At 72.2% G+C, this 19,314-nt stretch carries 21 protein-coding genes and 1 tRNA gene; 15 read left to right on the forward strand and 7 right to left on the reverse strand.

All coding sequences use genetic code 11. The annotated features are described in order from the left end of the window. Positions 1-80: 80 nt before the first annotated feature. Together ACQUQ1_RS13885 and ACQUQ1_RS13890 are read right to left on the reverse strand one after the other, a co-directional pair. Positions 81-308, reverse strand: a complete 228-nt coding sequence (locus tag ACQUQ1_RS13885; protein WP_435064901.1) for a hypothetical protein — start codon at positions 306-308, stop codon at positions 81-83. 79 nt (positions 309-387) lie between these two features. Further along, positions 388-1,590, reverse strand: coding sequence for a pyridoxal-phosphate-dependent aminotransferase family protein (locus tag ACQUQ1_RS13890; RefSeq protein WP_435064902.1), 1,203 nt, complete (start codon positions 1,588-1,590; stop codon positions 388-390). Positions 1,591-1,717: 127 nt separating this feature from the next. On the opposite strand from ACQUQ1_RS13890, the gene ACQUQ1_RS13895 reads away from it, so the two are divergent. The 6 genes from ACQUQ1_RS13895 to ACQUQ1_RS13920 all read left to right on the forward strand — a co-directional run bounded on the left by ACQUQ1_RS13895 (position 1,718) and on the right by ACQUQ1_RS13920 (position 6,053). Further along, on the forward strand, positions 1,718-2,575 hold the full coding sequence (locus tag ACQUQ1_RS13895) for an NOP5/NOP56 family protein (RefSeq protein ID WP_435064903.1): 858 nt from the start codon (positions 1,718-1,720) through the stop codon (positions 2,573-2,575). Continuing rightward, positions 2,572-3,216 (forward strand): fibrillarin-like rRNA/tRNA 2'-O-methyltransferase, encoded by a 645-nt coding sequence (locus tag ACQUQ1_RS13900; RefSeq protein WP_435064904.1) that lies wholly within the window; start codon positions 2,572-2,574, stop codon positions 3,214-3,216. Before ACQUQ1_RS13895 ends, ACQUQ1_RS13900 begins: the two co-directional genes overlap by 4 nt. 288 nt (positions 3,217-3,504) lie before the next feature. Continuing rightward, the gene (locus ACQUQ1_RS13905; RefSeq protein WP_435064905.1) at positions 3,505-4,644 is read left to right on the forward strand and encodes a glutamate--cysteine ligase; all 1,140 of its coding nucleotides are present in this window, start codon (positions 3,505-3,507) and stop codon (positions 4,642-4,644) included. A 109-nt stretch (positions 4,645-4,753) separates the two neighbouring features. Next, positions 4,754-5,290, forward strand: a complete 537-nt coding sequence (locus ACQUQ1_RS13910) for a helix-turn-helix domain-containing protein (protein WP_435065038.1) — start codon at positions 4,754-4,756, stop codon at positions 5,288-5,290. A gap of 36 nt (positions 5,291-5,326) precedes the next feature. Next, on the forward strand, positions 5,327-5,827 hold the full coding sequence (locus tag ACQUQ1_RS13915; RefSeq protein ID WP_435064906.1) for a phosphopantetheine adenylyltransferase: 501 nt from the start codon (positions 5,327-5,329) through the stop codon (positions 5,825-5,827). 1 nt (position 5,828) lies between these two features. Beyond that, a complete protein-coding gene (locus ACQUQ1_RS13920) occupies positions 5,829-6,053 on the forward strand; it encodes a hypothetical protein (protein WP_435064907.1) in 225 nt (74 codons plus the stop codon). Positions 6,054-6,130: 77 nt separating this feature from the next. Here the strand turns inward: ACQUQ1_RS13920 and ACQUQ1_RS13925 are convergent, their stop codons facing one another. Then, entirely contained in the window at positions 6,131-6,439 is a 309-nt protein-coding gene (locus tag ACQUQ1_RS13925) for a transcription initiation factor IIB family protein (RefSeq protein ID WP_435064908.1), read from the reverse strand. A gap of 84 nt (positions 6,440-6,523) precedes the next feature. Between ACQUQ1_RS13925 and ACQUQ1_RS13930 the strand changes: the two genes are divergently transcribed. The 5 genes from ACQUQ1_RS13930 to ACQUQ1_RS13950 all read left to right on the forward strand — a co-directional run bounded on the left by ACQUQ1_RS13930 (position 6,524) and on the right by ACQUQ1_RS13950 (position 10,009). Continuing rightward, a tRNA-Leu gene (locus ACQUQ1_RS13930) sits at positions 6,524-6,608 on the forward strand. Positions 6,609-6,948: 340 nt separating this feature from the next. Then, entirely contained in the window at positions 6,949-7,329 is a 381-nt protein-coding gene (locus tag ACQUQ1_RS13935) for an Hsp20/alpha crystallin family protein (RefSeq protein ID WP_435064909.1), read from the forward strand. A 188-nt stretch (positions 7,330-7,517) separates the two neighbouring features. After that, entirely contained in the window at positions 7,518-8,195 is a 678-nt protein-coding gene (locus tag ACQUQ1_RS13940; RefSeq protein WP_435064910.1) for a hypothetical protein, read from the forward strand. A gap of 140 nt (positions 8,196-8,335) precedes the next feature. Next, on the forward strand, positions 8,336-9,148 hold the full coding sequence (gene dacZ, locus ACQUQ1_RS13945; protein ID WP_435064911.1) for a diadenylate cyclase DacZ: 813 nt from the start codon (positions 8,336-8,338) through the stop codon (positions 9,146-9,148). A 3-nt stretch (positions 9,149-9,151) separates the two neighbouring features. Beyond that, entirely contained in the window at positions 9,152-10,009 is an 858-nt protein-coding gene (locus tag ACQUQ1_RS13950; protein WP_435064912.1) for a mechanosensitive ion channel domain-containing protein, read from the forward strand. Between the two features lies 1 nt (position 10,010). Here ACQUQ1_RS13950 and ACQUQ1_RS13955 read toward each other — a convergent pair whose 3' ends face one another. After that, entirely contained in the window at positions 10,011-10,601 is a 591-nt protein-coding gene (locus tag ACQUQ1_RS13955; protein ID WP_435064913.1) for an acyltransferase, read from the reverse strand. A gap of 111 nt (positions 10,602-10,712) precedes the next feature. Between ACQUQ1_RS13955 and ACQUQ1_RS13960 the strand changes: the two genes are divergently transcribed. Beyond that, a complete protein-coding gene (locus tag ACQUQ1_RS13960) occupies positions 10,713-11,981 on the forward strand; it encodes an MFS transporter (protein WP_435064914.1) in 1,269 nt (422 codons plus the stop codon). Between the two features lie 78 nt (positions 11,982-12,059). Here the strand turns inward: ACQUQ1_RS13960 and purD are convergent, their stop codons facing one another. Next, positions 12,060-13,346, reverse strand: a complete 1,287-nt coding sequence (purD, locus tag ACQUQ1_RS13965; RefSeq protein ID WP_435064915.1) for a phosphoribosylamine--glycine ligase — start codon at positions 13,344-13,346, stop codon at positions 12,060-12,062. A 180-nt stretch (positions 13,347-13,526) separates the two neighbouring features. On the opposite strand from purD, the gene ACQUQ1_RS13970 reads away from it, so the two are divergent. Both ACQUQ1_RS13970 and ACQUQ1_RS13975 read left to right on the forward strand, forming a co-directional pair. Further along, on the forward strand, positions 13,527-15,728 hold the full coding sequence (locus ACQUQ1_RS13970) for a thioredoxin domain-containing protein (RefSeq protein ID WP_435064916.1): 2,202 nt from the start codon (positions 13,527-13,529) through the stop codon (positions 15,726-15,728). 108 nt (positions 15,729-15,836) lie between these two features. Next, positions 15,837-16,292, forward strand: a complete 456-nt coding sequence (locus ACQUQ1_RS13975; RefSeq protein WP_435064917.1) for a DUF5804 family protein — start codon at positions 15,837-15,839, stop codon at positions 16,290-16,292. Between the two features lie 43 nt (positions 16,293-16,335). Here the strand turns inward: ACQUQ1_RS13975 and ACQUQ1_RS13980 are convergent, their stop codons facing one another. Then, positions 16,336-17,307, reverse strand: a complete 972-nt coding sequence (locus tag ACQUQ1_RS13980; protein ID WP_435064918.1) for a PLP-dependent cysteine synthase family protein — start codon at positions 17,305-17,307, stop codon at positions 16,336-16,338. Positions 17,308-17,475: 168 nt separating this feature from the next. On the opposite strand from ACQUQ1_RS13980, the gene ACQUQ1_RS13985 reads away from it, so the two are divergent. Beyond that, complete coding sequence (locus tag ACQUQ1_RS13985; RefSeq protein ID WP_435064919.1) at positions 17,476-17,844, forward strand: thioredoxin family protein; 369 nt, start codon at positions 17,476-17,478, stop codon at positions 17,842-17,844. Between the two features lie 206 nt (positions 17,845-18,050). Here ACQUQ1_RS13985 and ACQUQ1_RS13990 read toward each other — a convergent pair whose 3' ends face one another. Continuing rightward, entirely contained in the window at positions 18,051-19,265 is a 1,215-nt protein-coding gene (locus ACQUQ1_RS13990; RefSeq protein ID WP_435064920.1) for a methionine adenosyltransferase, read from the reverse strand. Positions 19,266-19,314: the final 49 nt, after the last annotated feature.

The raw sequence follows: 19,314 nt of genomic DNA on the forward strand, positions 1-19,314 counted from the left end.
GACCCCCGCTCGGCGGTGCCGGCTCCGCAGAGTCTCCGACGGCCCGTGACGTGACCGCGACGATGGGGGCGGCGGAGCGCTCAGCCGAACAGTTCGAGCAGTTCGAGGAGGACGCCGGGCACGACGATCAGCGCCGCCCCGGCGACCATCGCGAGCGCCGGGAGCCACAGCAGGCCCGCCTCCGTGAGGAGCCACAGGCCCGCGCCGGCGAGCACGAGCACGATCCCGACCACCCGCAGCAACCAGACGACGGCACCCTCCAGTTCCGAGTCCGCGACGACCTCGGCGGCGTCGAGTACCTCGTCCATGTGCGCCCGGCGGATGGTCGCGCCAGCCACTTCAGATCGGTGGCCGGCCGACGGGAGCGAGAACGGGCCGTTCCGGGAGCTACAGACGCGATGCCGTCGCCTCGACGCCCGCGCCCACGTCCACGTCGGCGCCGTGCTCCGCCAGCGTCTGGCCGAGCGCGGACACGAGCAACGAGACGTTCGCCGGCCGCGCGGAGTGGCCCATGCAGCCGATCCGGAAGACGTCGCCCGCGAGGTCGCCGAGCCCGGACGCTATCTCCAGATCGTACCCCTCCAGCAAGTCAGCGATGACGGCGCCGTCGTCCACGCCGTCCGGCACGCGAACCGCGTTCAGGCTCGGGAGCCAGTACTCGTCGGCGGCGTTCAGCTCCAGGCCCATGGCCTCGACCCCGGCCTTCAGGGCGCCGGCCGTCCCGCGGTGGCGGGCCCAGCGCGACTCGATCCCCTCCTCGGCGACGAGGCGGAGCGCCTCCCGGAGCGCGTAGACGTTCGTGATCGGCGCGGTGTGGTGGTACGCGCGCTCCTCGCCCCAGTACCCCTCCAGGAGCGAGAGGTCGAGGTACCACGACCGGGACGGCTCCTCCCGGCCCAGGACCTTGTCCATCGCGCGGTCGTTGAGCGTCAGCGGCGACGCCCCCGGCGGGCACGAGAGGCACTTCTGCGGCCCGGAGTAGGCCGCGTCGATGCCCCACTCGTCGACCTCCAGCGGGACGCCGCCGAGCGAGGTGACGCAGTCGGCGATCACGTACGCGTCGTGGTTGTGGGCGATACTCGTCAGTTCGGGGACGTCGGGCTGGCGGACGCCCGTGGAGGTCTCGGCGTGGACGAACCCGAACACGTCCGGCTGGTGCTCGTCGAAGGCCGCCTGCACGTCGACCGGATCCAGCGGTTCGCCCCACGGCGCGTGGACCTCGACGACGCTGCCGCCGGCGCGGCGGGCCATCTCGGCCATTCGACCGCCGAAGTAGCCGTTCGTGGGGACGAGCATCGTGTCGCCGGGCTCGACGAGGTTGCCGATGGCCGCCTCCATCGACGCCGATCCGGTGCCGGAGACGGGGATAGTCCACTGGTTGTCCGTCCGAAAGGCGTACCGGAGCAGCTCCTGCGTCTCGTCCATGAACTCGACGAACGACGGGTCGAGGTGGCCGACCAGCGGCGTGCTCATCGCCCGGAGGACGCGCGGGTGCACGTCGCTCGGACCCGGCCCCATCAGGGTGCGGTCGGGCGGCGTGAGTTCGCCCGCCTCGGGCGCCTCCCTCTCGTCGAGTTCCGGCTGTTGCATGCGCGGTTCTGGCCCTGGCGCGGCCAAAGGTTGCTCGGTTCGGGCGCGAGGGCGGATCGACGGATCTGACGGTCGACCGTCGCTCGCGGAGACAACGCTCATGAACGGTCGCCGGGAACGGGGGAGCATGACCACTGACGACGCCGACTCCCCGGCGTGGTTCGCCGTCGGCGACGACGAGTCGCTGACCGACCGCGTTCGGAACGGGACCGCGGACGCGCCCGCCGACTGGCCCGCGCTCGCGGTCGAGTCCGGCTTCGCCGACGACGAGGAGCACTACTACGCGGCGCTGCGGGAGGCGACGCTCGCGGCGACCCGCGCGGCGGTGGACGAGCGCGAGCGCGCCGACGACCGGCAACTGCTCCACGCCGTCCGCGCGATGGACGACGCCGAGCGCGTCGCCAACGAACTCGCCGAGCGCGTCGCCGAGTGGGCCGGCACGCTCTTCCCGGACGCCGGCACCGGCGTGGGGGGCTGTCGCGCGCTCGCCGAACGGGATCCCGACGGCCCCGCCGAGGAGCGCGTCGTCTCGCTTGCCCGCCGCGTCGCCGACCTCGACCGCGAGGCCGACGAACTGGAGGCGTTCATCGAGTCGCGCGCGCCGGTCGCGGCGCCGAACCTCGCGGCGCTGGCGGGGCCGGTGCTGGCCGCGCGCCTCATCTCCTTGGCGGGCGGGCTGGAGACCCTCGCGAGGAAGCCCTCCGGCACCCTCCAGGTGCTCGGCGCCGAGGACGCGCTGTTCGCGCACCTCCGCGGCCACGGCACCTCGCCGAAGCACGGCGTCATCTACACCCACGAGTACGTCCGCGGGACGCGGCCGGAGGACCGGGGGTCGGCGTCGCGTGCGCTCGCGGGAAAGCTGACCATCGCCGCTCGGATCGACCACTATTCCGGCGACTACCGCCCCGAACTGGAGGCGGAACTCGACGAGCGCATCCGGACGATCCGCGCCCGCGCCGGGGGCGACGGCGGTGATTCGGAATGACGGGGACCGACGCGTCGCTCCCGACGGGCGTCGAGCGACGCGTCGTCGACGGCGACCAGCGGCTGTGCACCCGCGGGGAGCCGGTGTACGGCGAGCCGACCGACGGCGGGTGGCGCGCGTGGGACGCCGGCCGGTCGAAGCTCGGCGCGATGCTCGAACTGGGAATGGACACGGGGCTGTCCGGCGGGGAGACGGTTCTGTACCTCGGGGCCGCCAACGGAACCACCGTCAGCCACGTGGCCGACTTCGCGGGGCCCACCTACGCGGTGGAGTTCTCCCCGCGCCCGGTTCGGGACCTGCTCGACGCCTGCGAGTCGCGGACGAACCTGTTCCCGCTGCTCAAGGACGCCCGCCGCCCGGAGACGTACGCCCACGTCGTCGAGGCGGACTGCGACGTCCTCGTGCAGGACGTCGCGACCCGCGGGCAGGCGGACGTGGCCGTGCGCAACCGTCGGTTCCTCTCGGACGACGGCCGCCTCCTGCTGGCGGTGAAGGCCCGCTCGGAGGACGTGGCCGCCGCTCCCGACGACGTGTTCGACGAGGTGCTCGCCGACCTGGCGGAGGCGTACGAGGTGCTGGAGACCCGCCGGCTCGACCGGTTCCACGAGGATCACCTCGCCGTCGTCGCGACGCCGCGGTAGCGCGGCCGCTCGGCGCCGGTCCCGTCGCTCGCTGACATGCTCGGTCCCGTCCGTGCGGGACTACTCGGACTGTCGGTCCCGGTTCCCGCTCGTGAACCGAACCCCGCTACCCACGCCGAGGAGTCGCGGGCGTGCCCCGGTTCCCTCCCGCGCCGTTCCGGAACCTCGACCGTCCGCGACGGTCTGGTGCCGGCATCCGACTTGAACCCTCGCACAGCCACGGTCGGGGCCGTTCCATCGGGGCCGGTTTCCCGAGATATATACCGGCCGCCGCCGAAGCCGTCGGCGATGGACACGGGTTCGGCGACGGCGTTCGACCGGATGGGCACGCTCGGAGTCGAGGAGGAGTTCTACGTCGTCGACGGCGAGGGGCGGCCGACCGCCGGGAGCGACGAGCTCGTCTACGGCGACCGCGACCCGCCCGAACCCCTGACCGACCGCATCGACCACGAGCTGTTCAAGTTCGTCGTCGAGACGCAGACGCCGCTGATCGAGGACCCGGGGGCGGTGCGCGAACACGTCGTCTCGGTCCGGGAGGCGCTCGTCGACCACGCCGAGTCGTACGGCTTCCGGATCGCCGGCGCCGGACTCCACCCCGCCGCGGTGTGGCGCGAACTCGACCACGCCGAGAAGCCACGCTACCGCTCGCAGTTGGACCGCATCCAGTACCCCCAACACCGGAACACGACCGCCGGCCTGCACGTGCACGTCGGCGTCGACGACGCGGACAAGGCGACGTGGATCGCGAACGAGATCCGCTGGTGTCTCCCCCCGATGCTCGCGCTGTCGGCGAACTCCCCGTTCTGGAACGGGTTCGACACCGGGCTCGCCTCCGCGCGGGCGAAGGTGTTCGAGAACCTCCCGAACACGGGCATACCGGGGCACTTCGAGGACTTCGCCGCCTACGACGAGTTCGAGCGGCGGATGGTGGAGCACGGCTCCATCGAGGACCGCGGGGAACTCTGGTTCGACGTGCGCCCCCACACCGGCCACGGCACCGTCGAGGTGCGCACGCCCGACGGACAGTCGGACCCCGACGTGGTGTGCGCCTTCGTCGAGTACGTCCACGCGCTCGTGGTCGACCTGGCGGAACGCTACGAGGACGAGGCGGACCCGACGTCCGGCGTCGCCGTCGGCGACGGCGGCGACGCGGGCGGTCCCGGCGGGGGGTTGCGCCGCGAACTGCTCGACGAGAACAAGTGGCGCGCGATGCGCCACGGCCGCGACGCCGACTTCCTCGGCCGCGACGGCGACTCCGTCGTCGACCTCGCGACGGTCGTCGACCGGGAGGCCGACCGGCTGGGAGTCGAGGGACCGCGGACGCTGCTCGACCGCGAGTCCGGCGCCCGGCGCCAGCGGCGGATCCGGGAGGAAGCGGGTCTGGAGGCGCTGTGTCGCGACCTGCTCATCGACGAACACGGCGGGTAGGGAGCCGACCCGGCGGGGGACGGCCCGGACCGCCGCGGCTCCCCTCCGCGCGCGCCGCCGGCGGCGACGGGGTTTTCACTCCGGAGTTCTGACCGACGAAATGCGACACATGGCTCCCGACGAGGAACCCGAGGACGGCGGAGAGACGGACGACGCCGCCGGCGAGGACGACGCGCGCTCGGAGCTCCGGGAGGCCGCCGAGCGGCTGGAGGCCGAGGCCGGCGGGGTCGCGGACGGCTTCGACGAGCGGATCGTCGACCTCCTGTCGTGGCTCCTCGACACCGAGACGCGGGCGCGGATCTACGTCTACCTCCGCGAGCACCCCGGGTCGACGAGCGAGGAGGTCGCCGACGGCACCGGCCTGTACCCGAGCACGGTGCGCGAGGCCCTCGCCGAACTCCACGACGAGGAGACGGTCACGCGGACGAAGCGCGAGTCCGCCGGCGCCGGGAACAACCCCTACGAGTACGAGGCGATCGAGCCGTCGGCGCTGGTCCGGGGCGTCGTCGGGCAGGTGCAGGACCAGCTGAACACCGTGTTCAACCTCGACGCCCGGCTGAACGGCGACGGCGACGGCGACGAGGAGGAGGACCCCCGCGGGCCGGTCCACATCTCGGTGGACGCCGAGCGCGAGGACGCCGGGTAACGTCGCTTTTAATTCCGGGGGAGCCCACGGCGGGGTATGAACGTCGCGCTGGGCGGGACATTCGATCCGGTCCACGACGGCCACCGCGCGCTGTTCGAGCGCGCGTTCGAGCTGGGGGACCTCACGGTCGGGCTCACCGCCGACGAACTCGCCCCGGCCACCCGCCACACGGAGCGGTACGTCCGCCCGTTCGAGGACCGGAAGCGCGACCTCGACGAGGAGCTCGCGCCGCTCGCGGAGGAGTACGACCGCGAGTACGAGATCCGGGAGCTCACCGAGCCCACCGGGATCGCTGTCGAGCCGGGGTTCGACGCGCTCGTCGTCTCCCCGGAGACGCGCGACGGCGCCGAGCGCGTCAACGAGATCCGCGAGGAGAAGGGGCTACCCAGCCTCCGGATCGAGGTGGTCGACCACGTGCCCGCCGAGGACGGCGACCGCATCTCCTCGACGCGGATCGTGCGCGGCGAGATCGACCGCCACGGCAACCTCACCCCCGAGCGCGAGGGGCGCGGCACCGCTCCCCCGGACGCGGAGTGAGATGGACGCCGTCGGCTGGCTGCGCCGCCGCTCCCGCACGACCCGACTGCTCCTCGTCGGCGGCCTGTTCCTGCTCGTCGGCTACCAGGCGATCCGCTACGCCGGCCGGGACCCCGACAGCCTGCTCGCGTACGTCGGCGGCGCGCTGTTCCTCCTGGGCCAACTCGGCGTGTTCACGGGGCTGGCGCTGTGGGCCTACCGACTGCTCCTGGCGGAGTACGGCTGACCGGTTCGCTCAACGACAACCGGGTTTTCGGGGGGCCGTGTGGCAGTAGCCCGAAGGGAGATCCGGCAGCCTCCGGCTCACCACGTCGGCGGCCGGAAGCCGGCGTCGTCCATCACGTCCTTCCAGCGCTGCTGGACGGAGAGCCGGCTCACGCCCATCGCCTCGGCGACGGCGGTCTGCGGGCGCTCGTCGCCGGCGATGAGCGCGCCGGCGTACAGCGCGGCCGCCGCCATCGCGGGCTTCGATCGGTCCTCCTCGGGCACGGCCGACAGGAAGAGGTCCGTGGCGTTCGAGCGCGCCTCCGCCGACAGCTCCAGCGACTCGGCGGCCCGGCGGAGCCGGGCGAGCCACTCCTCGTGCTCCACCTCGTCGCTGGCGCGGTACATCGGTGCGGGGTTCGGTGCCGGCGGTGATAAATCGTCGCCCGCGTCCGACAGCTACTTACCGCGATTCGGGATACTGTGTGGCGAGCGCGGGTAGCCAAGCCAGGCCAACGGCGCAGCGCTTAGGACGCTGTCCCATAGGGGTCCGCCGGTTCGAATCCGGTCCCGCGCATTCTCCGGCTCGACCGAACGGGAGAGCCGTGAGAATCGACACGGAGCGGATTCGAATCAGGGAGGGAAGCGAGCGGGAGCGAGCGTACCGACCGCGGTTCGAATCCGGTCCCGCGCATGAGTGCCCCGAGCGATAGCGAGGGGTCGAATGCTTCTCGGAGCGGATTCGAACCGGGAAGGGCGCGCACCGCGTTCGCGCCGCCGCCGGCGAACGGGGAGCGGCACGGTCGACCGACGGTGAGAGCGCGACAGCGTCGCGAGGAATCACTGTTAGCACGGCGCACGAAACGGTCATATCGGATCGCTGCGTACCTCCCTCCCGAGTAGCGAGGTGAACACAGATGCTACCAGTCACAACGCCGAGCAGCTGGACCCAGAGCCTCGACCTGCCGTCCCGCCTGTTCCCGGGCGTGTTCGGCGCCGCGATGGAGGGCGTCGAGCTGTACGAGGAGGACGACGCGTTCGTCCTGACGGTCGACATGCCCGGGTTCGAGCGGGAGGAGATCGACGTGACGTGGGACGAGGGCCGGCTCAACGTCGCGGCCGAACACGTCGACGACGCCCACAACAGCAAGAAGACCTACCACCGGTCGTTCCGGCTGCCGAAGGACATCGAGGAGGACGGTATCGCCGCCTCGTACCGCAACGGCGTCCTCGAGGTGACGCTGCCGATCCCCGAGGACGCGATCGCGACCGGCACCCGGATCGAGGTCGAGGGCTGAGCCCGGTCCACCGGGACCGGCTCGTCGCACACCCCGCGGGATCGAGCTCCGGCACTCCCGGGAACCCACCGGGACGCCGGCGGCATCGGTCGTTTACGGGGCCGAGAGTTCCGTTGCTATCCCGGCGAGAACCGACCTATAGCTACCGGAGGATCCAGACCGACGAGAGGAGACAGACACGAAAAGCCATGAAGCAATACGGACAGGAATCGGACGGCGAACGGGGATCGACCACCGAGCGCACGCGCACGACGACCGTCGACGGCGACAGGGCCCGCATCGGGACCGACCCGTCGGAGATATACATCGAACTCCGGCTGGGGAGCCCCGCCTACATCCACGTGCGCGAGGGCGACTACCTGCAGGAGGGCGACCCGTTCAGACGCGAGCGGGTCGGCGCCGACGCGCCGACGCTCGACACGTGGGAGGTGACGGAGATCACCCCCGAGACGGTCGTCGCGAGGGACCTCGACACGGACGAGGCGGTCACGATGGACCGCGAGACGGTCGAACGCCGGCTGGCAACCGGAGAGTACTCCACGAACCTGACGGACTTCGAGTGGGTGAGCGTCTATCAGGTCGGCGACTGGGACGAGTACGACCCCGAGGGCGACCGGGACGACGCGGACACCCGGTACACCGGACGGCCCTACGTCTCGGTGGTCGCGTACGGCGACAACGGTCTGAAGTACGGCCGGCGCTACCGGTTCGTCGAGCCCGACTCGACGGAGGTGTACCTCTGGAAGGAGGACCGGCCCCTCCGCGGCTTCGACGGGGACGTCGAGGACCTGCTCGACCGGCGGATCCGCGCGGCGCTGGAGGCCGACGGCTACGCCGTGGTCGAGCGCGGCGACGAGCCCGGATAGCCCGAGGGCGACGGAGCTGCCGCCGGGAGCGGCGGTAGGGGCCGGTTACCGGATCCGAACACGGGGGTGCGATGCGGCCGCAAGCCGTGCGCAAGACACGTGCCGAAACCGATATCAACGCGCCGCGAAACGTTCCGGCCATGACTACTTCCGTCGATCTCCTCGCGGACCTCGTCGCGGACGTCGACGAGGTGTTCCTCTTCTCGCCGACCGGGTCGGTGTACGACGAGTACCGGGAGGTCGACGACGAGCCGGCGGTCGTCGTCGCCCCGGAGAACGACCACGACGCCGAGCGGTTCGTGGAGCTCCCCCTGGAGTTCGACAACGTCCGCGACCGGATCCGCTTCGGCGTCGAGGGCGCCATGGACCACGGCTACTGCGCCGAGGGCGACGAAGTCGCCTGCGCCGTCGGCGTCTTCGGCGACCCCCTCGACGGCGTGATCCGCACCGCCGTCTCGGAGTCGATGCACTCGGGGATCTACGACCTGTTCGCCAACTCCCGCGCGGACCCGAACGTCGTCCGCGACGTGTTCGACGTGGCGATCGAGCTCGGGAAGAAGGGCCAGAAGGGCAAGCCCGTCGGCGCGCTGTTCGTCGTCGGCGACGCGGGCAAGGTGATGAACAAGTCCCGCCCGCTCTCGTACAACCCCTTCGAGAAGAGCCACGTCCACGTCGGCGACCCCATCGTGAACGTGATGCTCAAGGAGTTCTCTCGCCTCGACGGCGCGTTCGTCATCTCCGACTCGGGGAAGATCGTCTCGGCGTACCGCTACCTCGAACCGGGGGCGGAGGGCGTCGACATCCCGAAGGGGCTGGGCGCGCGCCACATGGCCGGCGGCGCGATCACCCGCGACACGAACGCCATCGCCATCGTCCTCTCGGAGTCCGACGGCCTCGTCCGAGCTTTCAAGGGTGGATCGCTCGTTCTCGAACTCGACCCGGAGGAGTACTGACCCATGTCCGACGTCGACCTCACGCCGGCCGCCGAGCGGGCGCTGGCCGCCGCGGCGGCGGGCCCGACACCCCTCCAGTCGCCCGCCGGCATCGTCGAGTCCGCGCTGACGAGCATCACCGCCCGGATCTGGCTGGCGCTGGGCGTCCTCGTGCTGGGGGCGTTCCTCGGCTACCTCGTCGTCCGGGTGAACCGCCGGATCCTCGTGGGCGCGGGCGTCCCGGAGACCATCGAGGGGACCGCCTTCGAGCGGACCGCCCGCGAGTTCGGCACCTCGACGGTGTCGCTGGTCGCCAACCTCTCGGGGTACTTCATCTTCATCCTCGGCGTCATCGTCGCGCTCACCATCGCCCGGGTCGAGTACATCTCGACGTTCTGGAACCGGACCGCCGGCTTCCTCCCCTCGCTGTTCCTCGCCGTCCTCGTGCTCATCGTCGGCCTCGTCGTCGGCGACAAGGTGGAGCTGCTCGTCGACGACCGCCTCAGCGGCATCAAACTGCCACAGATGGGCATCGTCCCGGCGGTCGCGAAGTGGTCGGTCGTGTTCGTCGCCGTCCTCGTCGCGCTCGGACAGCTCGGCGTCCACACCGGCGCGCTCGTCGTCCTGCTCGCGACGTACGGCTTCGCGCTGGTCCTGTTCGGGGGGCTGGCCTTCCGCGACCTGCTCGCCTCGGGCGCCGCGGGGTTCTACCTCCTGCTCGAACAGCCGTACAGCATCGGCGACCGCGTCCGCATCGGCGACACCGACGGCGTCGTCCAGGAGGTGAACGTGTTCGTCACGCACGTCGAGAGCGAGGGCGCCGAGTACGTCGTCCCGAACCGCCGGGCGTTCACCGAGGGCGTCGTGCGGATCCGCGAGTAGGTCAGCCGTCCCCGCGCGAGTCGGTCGCGTCCTCCTCCGGCGCGTCCGCCGTCGTCCCCTCCCCGTCGTCGCCGCGCTCGACCGGCGTCGCCGGGACGCCCGCGACGGTCGCGCCCGGCGGCACGTCGTCGGCGACGAGGGAGTTCGCCGCCACCTGCGCGTCCTCGCCGATTCGGACGCCCGGGAGCACCGTCACCTTGGCGCCCAGCATGGCCCGGTCCCCGACGACCACGTCGCCGAGGCGGTACTCGTCCTGCAGGAACTCGTGGCACAGCAACACCGAGTCGTAGCCGACGATGGCGTCCTCGCCCAGTTCGATGCGCTCGGGCCAGAACACGTCCGGTGTCGCCTCCAGCCCCCACGAGACGCCCCCGCCGACGGTCGCTCCCAGTCGCCGGAGGAGCCAGGTCTTCAGCTGGAGGCTCGGGGAGACCCGGATCAGCCACACGACGAGGTAGTTGAGTGCGACCCGCAGCGGCGACTTGGCGTCCGTCCAGTACCGGAGGGAGTTTCCCCCGCCGGGTGTCGGATGTCGCTCCAGTCGGTCGTACCGGGCCGGCGGAGCGTTGTCCGCGGCGTCGTCGGCGTTCACGGCCGTACGTACGCCCCCGGCGTAATCAATCTCGTGCGTTCCCCGACGCGGGTGCGTGGTCCGCACATCGGGGAGGAACGCTTTCCGGGGCCGGCCGGCTCGGGGAGCGTGATGGGGTCGACTCCGCAGGCTGGTCGGAGACGGGCGCTCGCGCTCGTCGGCGTCGCCGAACTGTTCGCGATGACGCTGTGGTTCAGCGCCTCCGCCGTGGCGCCGGAGCTGAGTGCGACGTGGGGGATGACGCCGACCGAGGAGGGGCTGTTGACGACCGCGGTCCAGTTGGGATTCGTCGCCGGGGCGCTGGCGTCGGCCGCGCTGACCCTCGCCGACGTGGTCCGGCCGAAGGTGCTGTTCGCCGCGTCGGCGTTCGCCGGCGCGGCCGCGACGGCGGCCATCGCACTGGCGGTCGACTCGCCGGAGCCGGCGATCGCGTTGCGGTTCGCCACCGGCGTCGCGCTCGCCGGCGTCTACCCGACCGGGATGAAGATGCTCGCGGGGTGGTTCCGGGAGGGGCGCGGCCTCGCCATCGGCGTGCTGGTGGGCGCGCTCACGGTGGGGTCGGCGACGCCGCACCTCCTCCGCGCGCTGGGCGGCCTGGGAGCCGGCGGGGGCGGCGGCGCCGACGGCGCTGCGACCGCCGGCGTCGGCGATCCCGGGCTGGTGTTGCTCGGGGCGGCGGGGCTCGCGACCGTCGCCGGCGTGCTCGTGCTGTTCTTCGAGGACGGCCCCCACGTCTCGCCCTCGTCGGCGTTCGACCCGCGGGCCGTCGTCCGGATCGCCCGCGACCGCGGGGTGGTGCTGGCGGACCTCGGCTACTTCGGACACATGTGGGAGCTGTACGCCGTCTGGACGTGGCTCCCCGTCTACCTCGCCGCAAGCTACGCGTCCCGCGGCGTCGACGCCGCCGGCGCGCTCGGCTCCCTGCTCGCGTTCGGGGCCATCGCGATCGGCGGCGTGGGCGCGTGGACGTTCGGCGCCGCCGCCGACCGCGTCGGCCGCACGACCGTCACCTCCGTGAGCATGGTCGGCTCCGGGCTGGCGTGCCTGCTCGCGGGCGTCGCCTTCGGCGCTCCGACCGTCCTGATCGCGCCGTTCGTCCTCCTGTGGGGGTTCCTGATCGTCGCCGACTCCGCGCAGTTCTCGGCGGCCGTCTCGGAGCTGGCCGACGACGAGTACGTCGGCTCGGCGCTCACGCTCCAGACGGCGGTGGGCTTTCTCCTGACGGTCGCGTCGATCCAGCTCACGCCCGTCGTCGCGGACGCGGTCGGCTGGCGGTGGGCGTTCGCGCCGCTGGCGGTCGGGCCGGCGGTCGGCACGCTCGCGATGGTCGCGCTCGCCCGGAGCGACGACGCGCGGGAACTCGCCGGCGGGCGGGGATGACATCCGGCGGAGGCGCGGCGGGCGGGAACGGGACGGAGGGATCCGCGCCCCGGAGCGGCGCGGCGCGGTCGCCCGGCGTTACTCGCCGCGCAGTTCCGCCATGTGGTCGACCCGCGACTGCACCAGCTCCGCGGTCCCGATGTCGTGGCGGACGTGGAACCCCTCGTCGACGACCGAGAGCGCCGACTCCGCGTCCGCCTCCGCCGCGGCGATGGAGTCGCCGAGGCCGACGACCGCGAACGACCGCGAGGTGGTCGTGAACAGGCCGTCCTCCCGCTGGTCGACGCTCGCGTAGAAGAGGAGGGCGTCGCCGACGCTCGCCTCGTCGACCTCGATGCGCTCGCCGGCCTCCGGCTCGACCGGGTAGCCCGCCGGCACGGCGTACTTGCAGACGGTCGCCTCGCCCGAGAACGTCAGCTCGGGCAGCGGCTCGCCGTCGCGGGCGGCCGTCAGCACGTCGAGGAACGGCGTCTCCAGCACCGGGAGGGTGTTCATCGCCTCGGGGTCGCCGAAGCGGGCGTTGAACTCCACCACCTTCGGGCCGTCGGCGCCGAGCATGAACTGGCCGTACAGGACGCCCTTGTACCCCGGGAGGGCGTCGACCACCGACTCGATGATCTCGACGGCGTCCTCGTAGTCCACCTCGGTCATGAATGGGAGCGTCAAATCCGTGTCCGAGTAGCTCCCCATCCCGCCGGTGTTCGGGCCCTCGTCGCCCTCGTAGGCGCGCTTGTGGTCCTGCACCGCGGGCGTCGTCCGGACCTCCCCGTTCGCGACGAACGCCTGCACGGTGAACTCCTCGCCGACGAGGCGCTCCTCCACCACCCAGTCGTCCCACTCGGCGTCGAGGACGTAGTCGACGGCCGCCTCCGTCGTCAGCTGGTCGCCCGTCACGCGGACGCCCTTGCCGCCGGTGAGGCCGACCGGCTTCACGGCCACGTCGCCGTCGTACTCGCGGACGTACTCGGCGGCCGCCTCCGCGGAGTGGAACGTCTCGTAGTCCGGGTTACCGGGGACGTCGTGCTCGTCGAGGAAGCGCCGCTGGAACGCCTTGTCCGTCTCGATGCGGGCCTCGTCGGCGCGCGGGCCGAACGTGTACACGCCCGCCGCGTCGAGCGCGTCGGCGACGCCGGCCTCCAGCGCCGACTCGGGGCCGATCACCGCGAGATCCGCACCCGTGTCCTCGGCGTAGGCGACGACGGCGTCGGCGTCGCGCTCGCCGACCTGCTCGAACCCGTCGGCCAGCGACGCGATGCCCGGGTTCCGGTTGCTCGCACAGGCGTACAGGGTACAGTCGTCGGCGAGCGCGCGGGCGATGGCGTGCTCGCGGCCGCCGCCGCCGACGAGGAGAACTGTCTCCGACATGGTCGACGGATCAATACACGGGAGTGTAACCGTTGCGGTCTCACCGACAGTTGTTGTACGCGTTCGTGCATCGATCGGTCGTCGAGGGGACGACGACCCGCGAGGTCGCCGACGAGAGCGAGCCGCCGCGCCCGTGCCGCGGCCGCCCCGCTTATCCGTCCCGACGCCGACGCCCCGACAATGAGCGATCCGACGGCGCGGAACCGGCTGGGGGAGGAGGCCAGCCCGTACCTGCGCCAACACGCGGACAACCCGGTCCACTGGCAGCCGTGGGACGAGGAGGCGCTCGCGGCCGCCCGCGAGCGGGACGTGCCGATATTCCTCTCGGTGGGCTACTCCGCGTGCCACTGGTGTCACGTGATGGAGGAGGAGTCGTTCGAGGACGAGGCCGTCGCGGCGGTGCTGAACGAGGAGTTCGTCCCCGTGAAGGTGGACCGCGAGGAACGCCCCGACCTCGACCGTGTGTACCAGACCGTCTGTCAGCTGGTGAACGGTCGCGGCGGCTGGCCGCTCTCGGCGTGGCTCACGCCCGACGGGAAGCCGTTCTACGTGGGGACGTACTTCCCGCGCGAGGGACGCCAGGGGATGCCCGGCTTCCTCGATGTCTGTCGCAACCTCGCGAACTCCTGGAACGACCCCGACCAGCGCGAGGACGTCGAGGCGCGCGCCGAGCAGTGGACCGCCGCCGCGCGCGACGAGCTGGAGTCGACCGGCGGAGACGGCGGGGCCGCGGCGGACGCCGCGGGCGACGCCCCCGACGCCGGAGAGGGCGGGGCGGCCGACGGCCTCCCCGACGCGGACGTGCTCTCGGGCGCCGTGACCGCCGCGCTCCGGAGCGCCGACCGCGAACACGGCGGATTCGGTCGTCAGGGCCCCAAGTTCCCCCAGACCGGCCGGCTCGACCTGCTCATGCAGGCATACGCCCGCAGCGGCCGGGAGGAGCCGCTGAGCGTCGCCGTCGAGACGCTCGACGCGATGGCGAACGGCGGCCTCTACGACCAGGTCGGCGGCGGCTTCCACCGCTACTGCACCGACCGCGAGTGGGTGGTCCCCCACTTCGAGAAGATGCTGTACGACAACGCCGAACTCGCGCGGGTCTACCTCGACGCCCACCGGCTGCTCGGGCGCCCGACGTACGGCCTCGTGGGACAGGAGACGCTTGCGTTCCTCGACCGCGAGCTCTCCCACCCCGAGGGCGGCTTCTACGGCACCCTCGACGCCGACTCCGGCGAGGGCGAGGGCGAGTTCTACGTGTGGACGCCCGACTCCGTCGCCGGGGCGCTGGCGGCCGCCGGCCTCGACGACGGCGAGACGGCCGACCTCGTGTGCGACCGCTTCGGCGTCGAGCCCGGCGGCAACTTCGAGCGCGGCACGACCGTGCTCACGCGGTCGCGCCCGGTCGCCGACCTCGCCGAGGAGTACGACCTCGCGGTCGAGGACGTCCGCGAGCGGCTGATGCGGGCGCGGACCGCGCTGTTCGACCGCCGCGAGGCGACCCGCGAGCGCCCGCCCCGCGACGAGAAGGTGCTGGCGGGGTGGAACGGGCTCGCGATATCGGCGTTCGCCGCCGGCGCGCGCACGCTCGACCCGTCGCTGGCCGACCGCGGGGTCGACGCGCTCGGGTTCGTCCGCGAGCACCTCTGGGACGGCGACCGGCTCGGCCGGCGCTACATCGAGACCGAGGGCGACGACGTCGGCGAGGGCGAGGTGAAGGGGATCGGCTACCTGGAGGACTACGCGTACCTCGGGCGCGCGGCGCTGGAGCTGTACGGCGTCACCGGCGAGGTGGACCACCTCGCGTTCGCGCTCGACCTCGCTCGGGTCGTCGTCGACGCCTTCTACGACGCCGACGACGCCACCATCTACGCGACCCCCGAGGACGCCGAGGACCTCGTCGTCCGCCCGCAGGAGCCGACCGACGCGTCGACGCCGTCGAGCCTCGGCGTGGCGACGCGGCTGCTGCTCGACCTGGACCCCTTCGCGCCCGACGAGGGCTTCGAGGACGTCGCCCGCGACGTGCTCGCGACGCACGCGGACGACGTGACGGCGGCGCCGTTGGAACACGTCACGCTGGCGTTGGCGGCCGCCCGCGCCGAGAGCGGGCCGTTCGAGCTGACGCTCGCCTGCGAGGACCTGCCCGAGGAGTGGTGGGACACCCTCGCCGGCCGCTACCTCCCCGGCGTCCTCGTCGCGCCGCGCCCGCCGACGGACAACGCGCTCGACCCGTGGCTGGAGCGGATCGGCGTCGACGAGGCGCCGCCCGTCTGGCGGGGACGCGAGGCCCGCGACGGCGAGCCGACCGCGTACGCCTGCCGGGAGTTCACGTGCTCGCCCCCGAACCACGACCTCCGGGCGGCGCTGGAGTGGGCCGCCGAGGAGTGAGCGACGGGTCCCGCCACCCTCGCGTCCGCCCCGGGAGGAGGGGTCGGTGGACCGCGCCGTCCGCCCGGGGAGCGTAACCGCTTTGCCCGCCGGCGGCGACGCGGTCGTATGACCACGGTCTGTCTCGTCGGCGACCCCGAGGTGGACCTCCGCTACGAGCTGCTCTCGCGGGAGACGGCGCGGGACGCGCTCGCGACGTACGACCTCCGGGCCCCCTACGAGAACGCCGTCGCCCTCGACACCGTCAGCCTCGGCGCGGCGGTGTCGCTGTGCAACGACCTCAACTGGTACCTCGTGCGGTTCGCCGACGAGGTGCTGATCCGGGAGCCGTCGGTGTCGAGCGAGGAGTGGCTCTCCCGGAAACTGGCGACCGCCGTCCGCAACGACGCGATCCGGCGCGAGGAGACCGACCGCTTCCTGAAGCTGTACGGGGTCGAGGAGGGCCGGCTGGTCGAGCCCATGTACCTCGCCCGCAGCGACGACGCGGAGCTCCCGGAGTACGACCTCCGGGACGTGGACGAGACAGTCGGCGTCCGCGTCACCCGCGAGGAGTTCGAGAACTGAGCGACCGCGGGTGCCGTCCGGGCGCCGAGTCCCTCCCGCCCGCTCAGTCGTACAGCCCGGTCGACATGTATCGCTCGCCGGAGTCCCAGAACACCGTGAGCACGAGCGGGTCGTCGCCGGCGACGCCGACCCTGTCGTCCTCCCGGGGCTCCCACCCGTCGACGGCCACGTCGCGGTAGCCGGGGTCGTCGCCGGCGGCGAACGCCGCCGCCACGTCGCGTGCGCGGACGTTCGACCCGCCCGACGACTGCCCGACGAGGATCCCCTCCTCGCGGGCGAGCCGGCGGCACTCCGCCTCCGCCTCCTCGACGTCGACGGTGAGCACGCCGTCGAGGAGGTCCGTGTCGAGGTTCGGGCTGACGAACCCCGGGCCCATCCCCTGGAAGGAGTCGGCGGTGGGCTCCTCGCCCGAGAGGACCGCGGAGTCGGTCGGCTCCACCGCGACCACGTCCATCGCGGGGAACTCCTCGCGGAGCCGGCGGCCGATCCCGGTGACCGTGCCGCCGGTGCCGACGCCCGCGACGAGCGCGTCCGGCTCCCGGCCGTCGAGCTGTTCCAGCACCTCCCCGCCCGTCAGCTCGTAGTGGGAGTCGGGGTTGGCCGCGTTCTCGAACTGTCTGAGCTGGACCTTTCCCTCGGCCTCCAGCTCGTCGGCGCGCTCCTTCGCGGCGTCGATATCGCCGTCGACGAGTTCGAGGTCGGCGCCGTAGGCCGCCATGATCCGCCGGCGCTCCTCGCTCTTGGAGGCCGGCATCACGAGCGTCACGTCGTACCCCTTCGCCGCGCCGACCATCGCCAGTCCGATCCCCGTGTTGCCGGAGGTGGGTTCGACCAGTTCGTCGCCCGGTTCCAGCGTCCCGTCCGCCTCCGCGCGCTCGATCATGCGCAACGCCGGGCGGTCCTTCGCCGATCCGCCCGGGTTGCGCGACTCCAGCTTCGCCGCGACGGTCGCGCCGGGCGGGGAGTCGACCCGCACGAGCGGCGAGCCGACGGTGTCGAGTACGGAATCGTCCATACCCCGGATACTCGCGTCGCGCCTAAAGCCACCCGCGTCGCCGGCAAGCCCTCGGGCGGTCGGAGCGCACGAGCGTGGCGGGGCGCACCCCGGAGGGTCCGGAAACCTTCCGTCCGTCGGGTCTGCCGCCGGCGTCGCGCTTAACCGGGTCGGCGATCCAGATCCGGTATGAGCGCGACGCTCGCGACGATGGAGCCCGACGACGCGGCCGACGTCGACCCCGACGTGGCCGCGGCCCTCGGTGCCGACGGCCTGACGTACAAGGTCTGGGGCGGCGACTGGTGCCCCGACTGCACGGGACAACTGCCGGGCTTCGCAGCGGCCCTGGAGGCCGCCGGCGTCCCCGCCGACCGCGTCGAGCAGTACCCCGTCGAGAAGGTCGACGGCGAGAAGGAGGGGCCGGGCATGGACGAGTACGGCGTCACCCGCATCCCGACGGTGATCGTCTTCGCCGACGGCGAGGAGGTCGCCCGGTTCGTCGAGTCCGCGGACACGGACATCGCCACGTACCTCGCTCGGGAACTCGGCGGCGACTGAGACGGGAACGAGCGAGCGGCGGGGACGAGCGCGACCCGAGGCGGCGCGAACCCTTTTGCGGGAAGACGGGGCCACCCCCCGCGTGACCTGAGGATCGCCGCGTGGCGGGGAGCGAAATCCCCGGCGGAGCCGCCGCGCGAACGGTCACCGCCGGGTGTACGCGAAACCGACGCGGGGGTAGGCGGGGACCGAGCGACCGCGCCGGCTCAGAACGTCGAGAGGTCGCCCTCGATGACCCGGCGGGTCACGTCGGTGACGTTCGCGAGGCGCCGGTCGATGATGGCGCGTGCGTCGGCCTCGATGTCGGAGACGGCGACACCCTCCTCGGTGACGACCTGCGCGTCGGCGACGTGGGGCTCGTCGATGGGACGACCGATCTGTGAGAGCAGTCGGACCTGCAGGTCGCGGATGCCGTCGACCTCCTCGACGACGGCCTCGGCGATGTCCGTCGACAGGAGGTTGTAGATCTTCCCGATGTGGTTCACGGGGTTCTTGCCGGAGGTGGCCTCCATGCTCATCGGGCGGTTCGGCGTGATCAGTCCGTTCGCGCGGTTGCCGCGGCCGACGGAGCCGTCGTCGCCCTGCTCCGCGGAGGTCCCGGTCGTCGTGAGGTAGATGGAGCCCTCCTCCAAGTCGTCGGCCGTGTTCACGTCGACGTGCACCTCGCGGTCGGTGTAGTCCTCGGCGAGATCCGTGACGAACCGCTCGACCCGCTCGGTCGCCTCGCGGTAGTCGTCGAGGCCGCCGACGTGGGCGTCGATCATCGCCGCCGCGACGGTGATGTCGATCTGGTCGCCCTCACGCTTGCCCATGATCTTCACGTCCGGGCCGAGCTCGGGGTGTTCGTCGGCGTAGGGACCGTTGAGCTCGCGCTCGGCGTCGAGGACGATCCGCTCGGTCTCGGTGAGCGGCGCGTGGCCGACGCCGAAGGAGGTGTCGTTGGCCATCGGCACCTGCGCGTCCTCCTCGCCGAAGACGTCCTGGAGGTCCCCCGAGCCCTCGCCCAGGTCGACGTCGAGGACGATGTCGGTGCCGACGTCCAGTTCGGGGACGTGCTCCTCCAGGTACGCGCGGGCCGACTCCAGCGCGACGCGCTCGACGGGGAGCGTCAGCTCCGTGCCGTCGTCGAGTTCGTACGTCTTGGTCGCCCGACCGACGATGAGCACGTAGATCGGGTCGAGCATCTCCCCGCCCCCGTAGGAGGGCGCGGCACGCCCGGCGACGAGCTGTGTCTCGTCGGTGTTGTAGTGGAGCACCTTCCCCACGCGGTCGAGGTACAGCTGTGAGAGGCCGCGGGAGACGGCCTCCGCGATGCCGTCGCAGATGGAGTCGGGGTGGCCGATCCCCTTTCGCTCGACGATCTCTACCTCCTGGTCCTCGACCGCGCGTCGGTCGAGCTCGGAGACCTGGATGTTCCTCATTAGTCGCGGTGAGGAGACGGGCCGAACTATAACTTGCGAAAACAGATAC

It is taken from the genome of Halobaculum sp. EA56, assembly GCF_051195075.1.
GTDB lineage: Archaea > Halobacteriota > Halobacteria > Halobacteriales > Haloferacaceae > Halobaculum.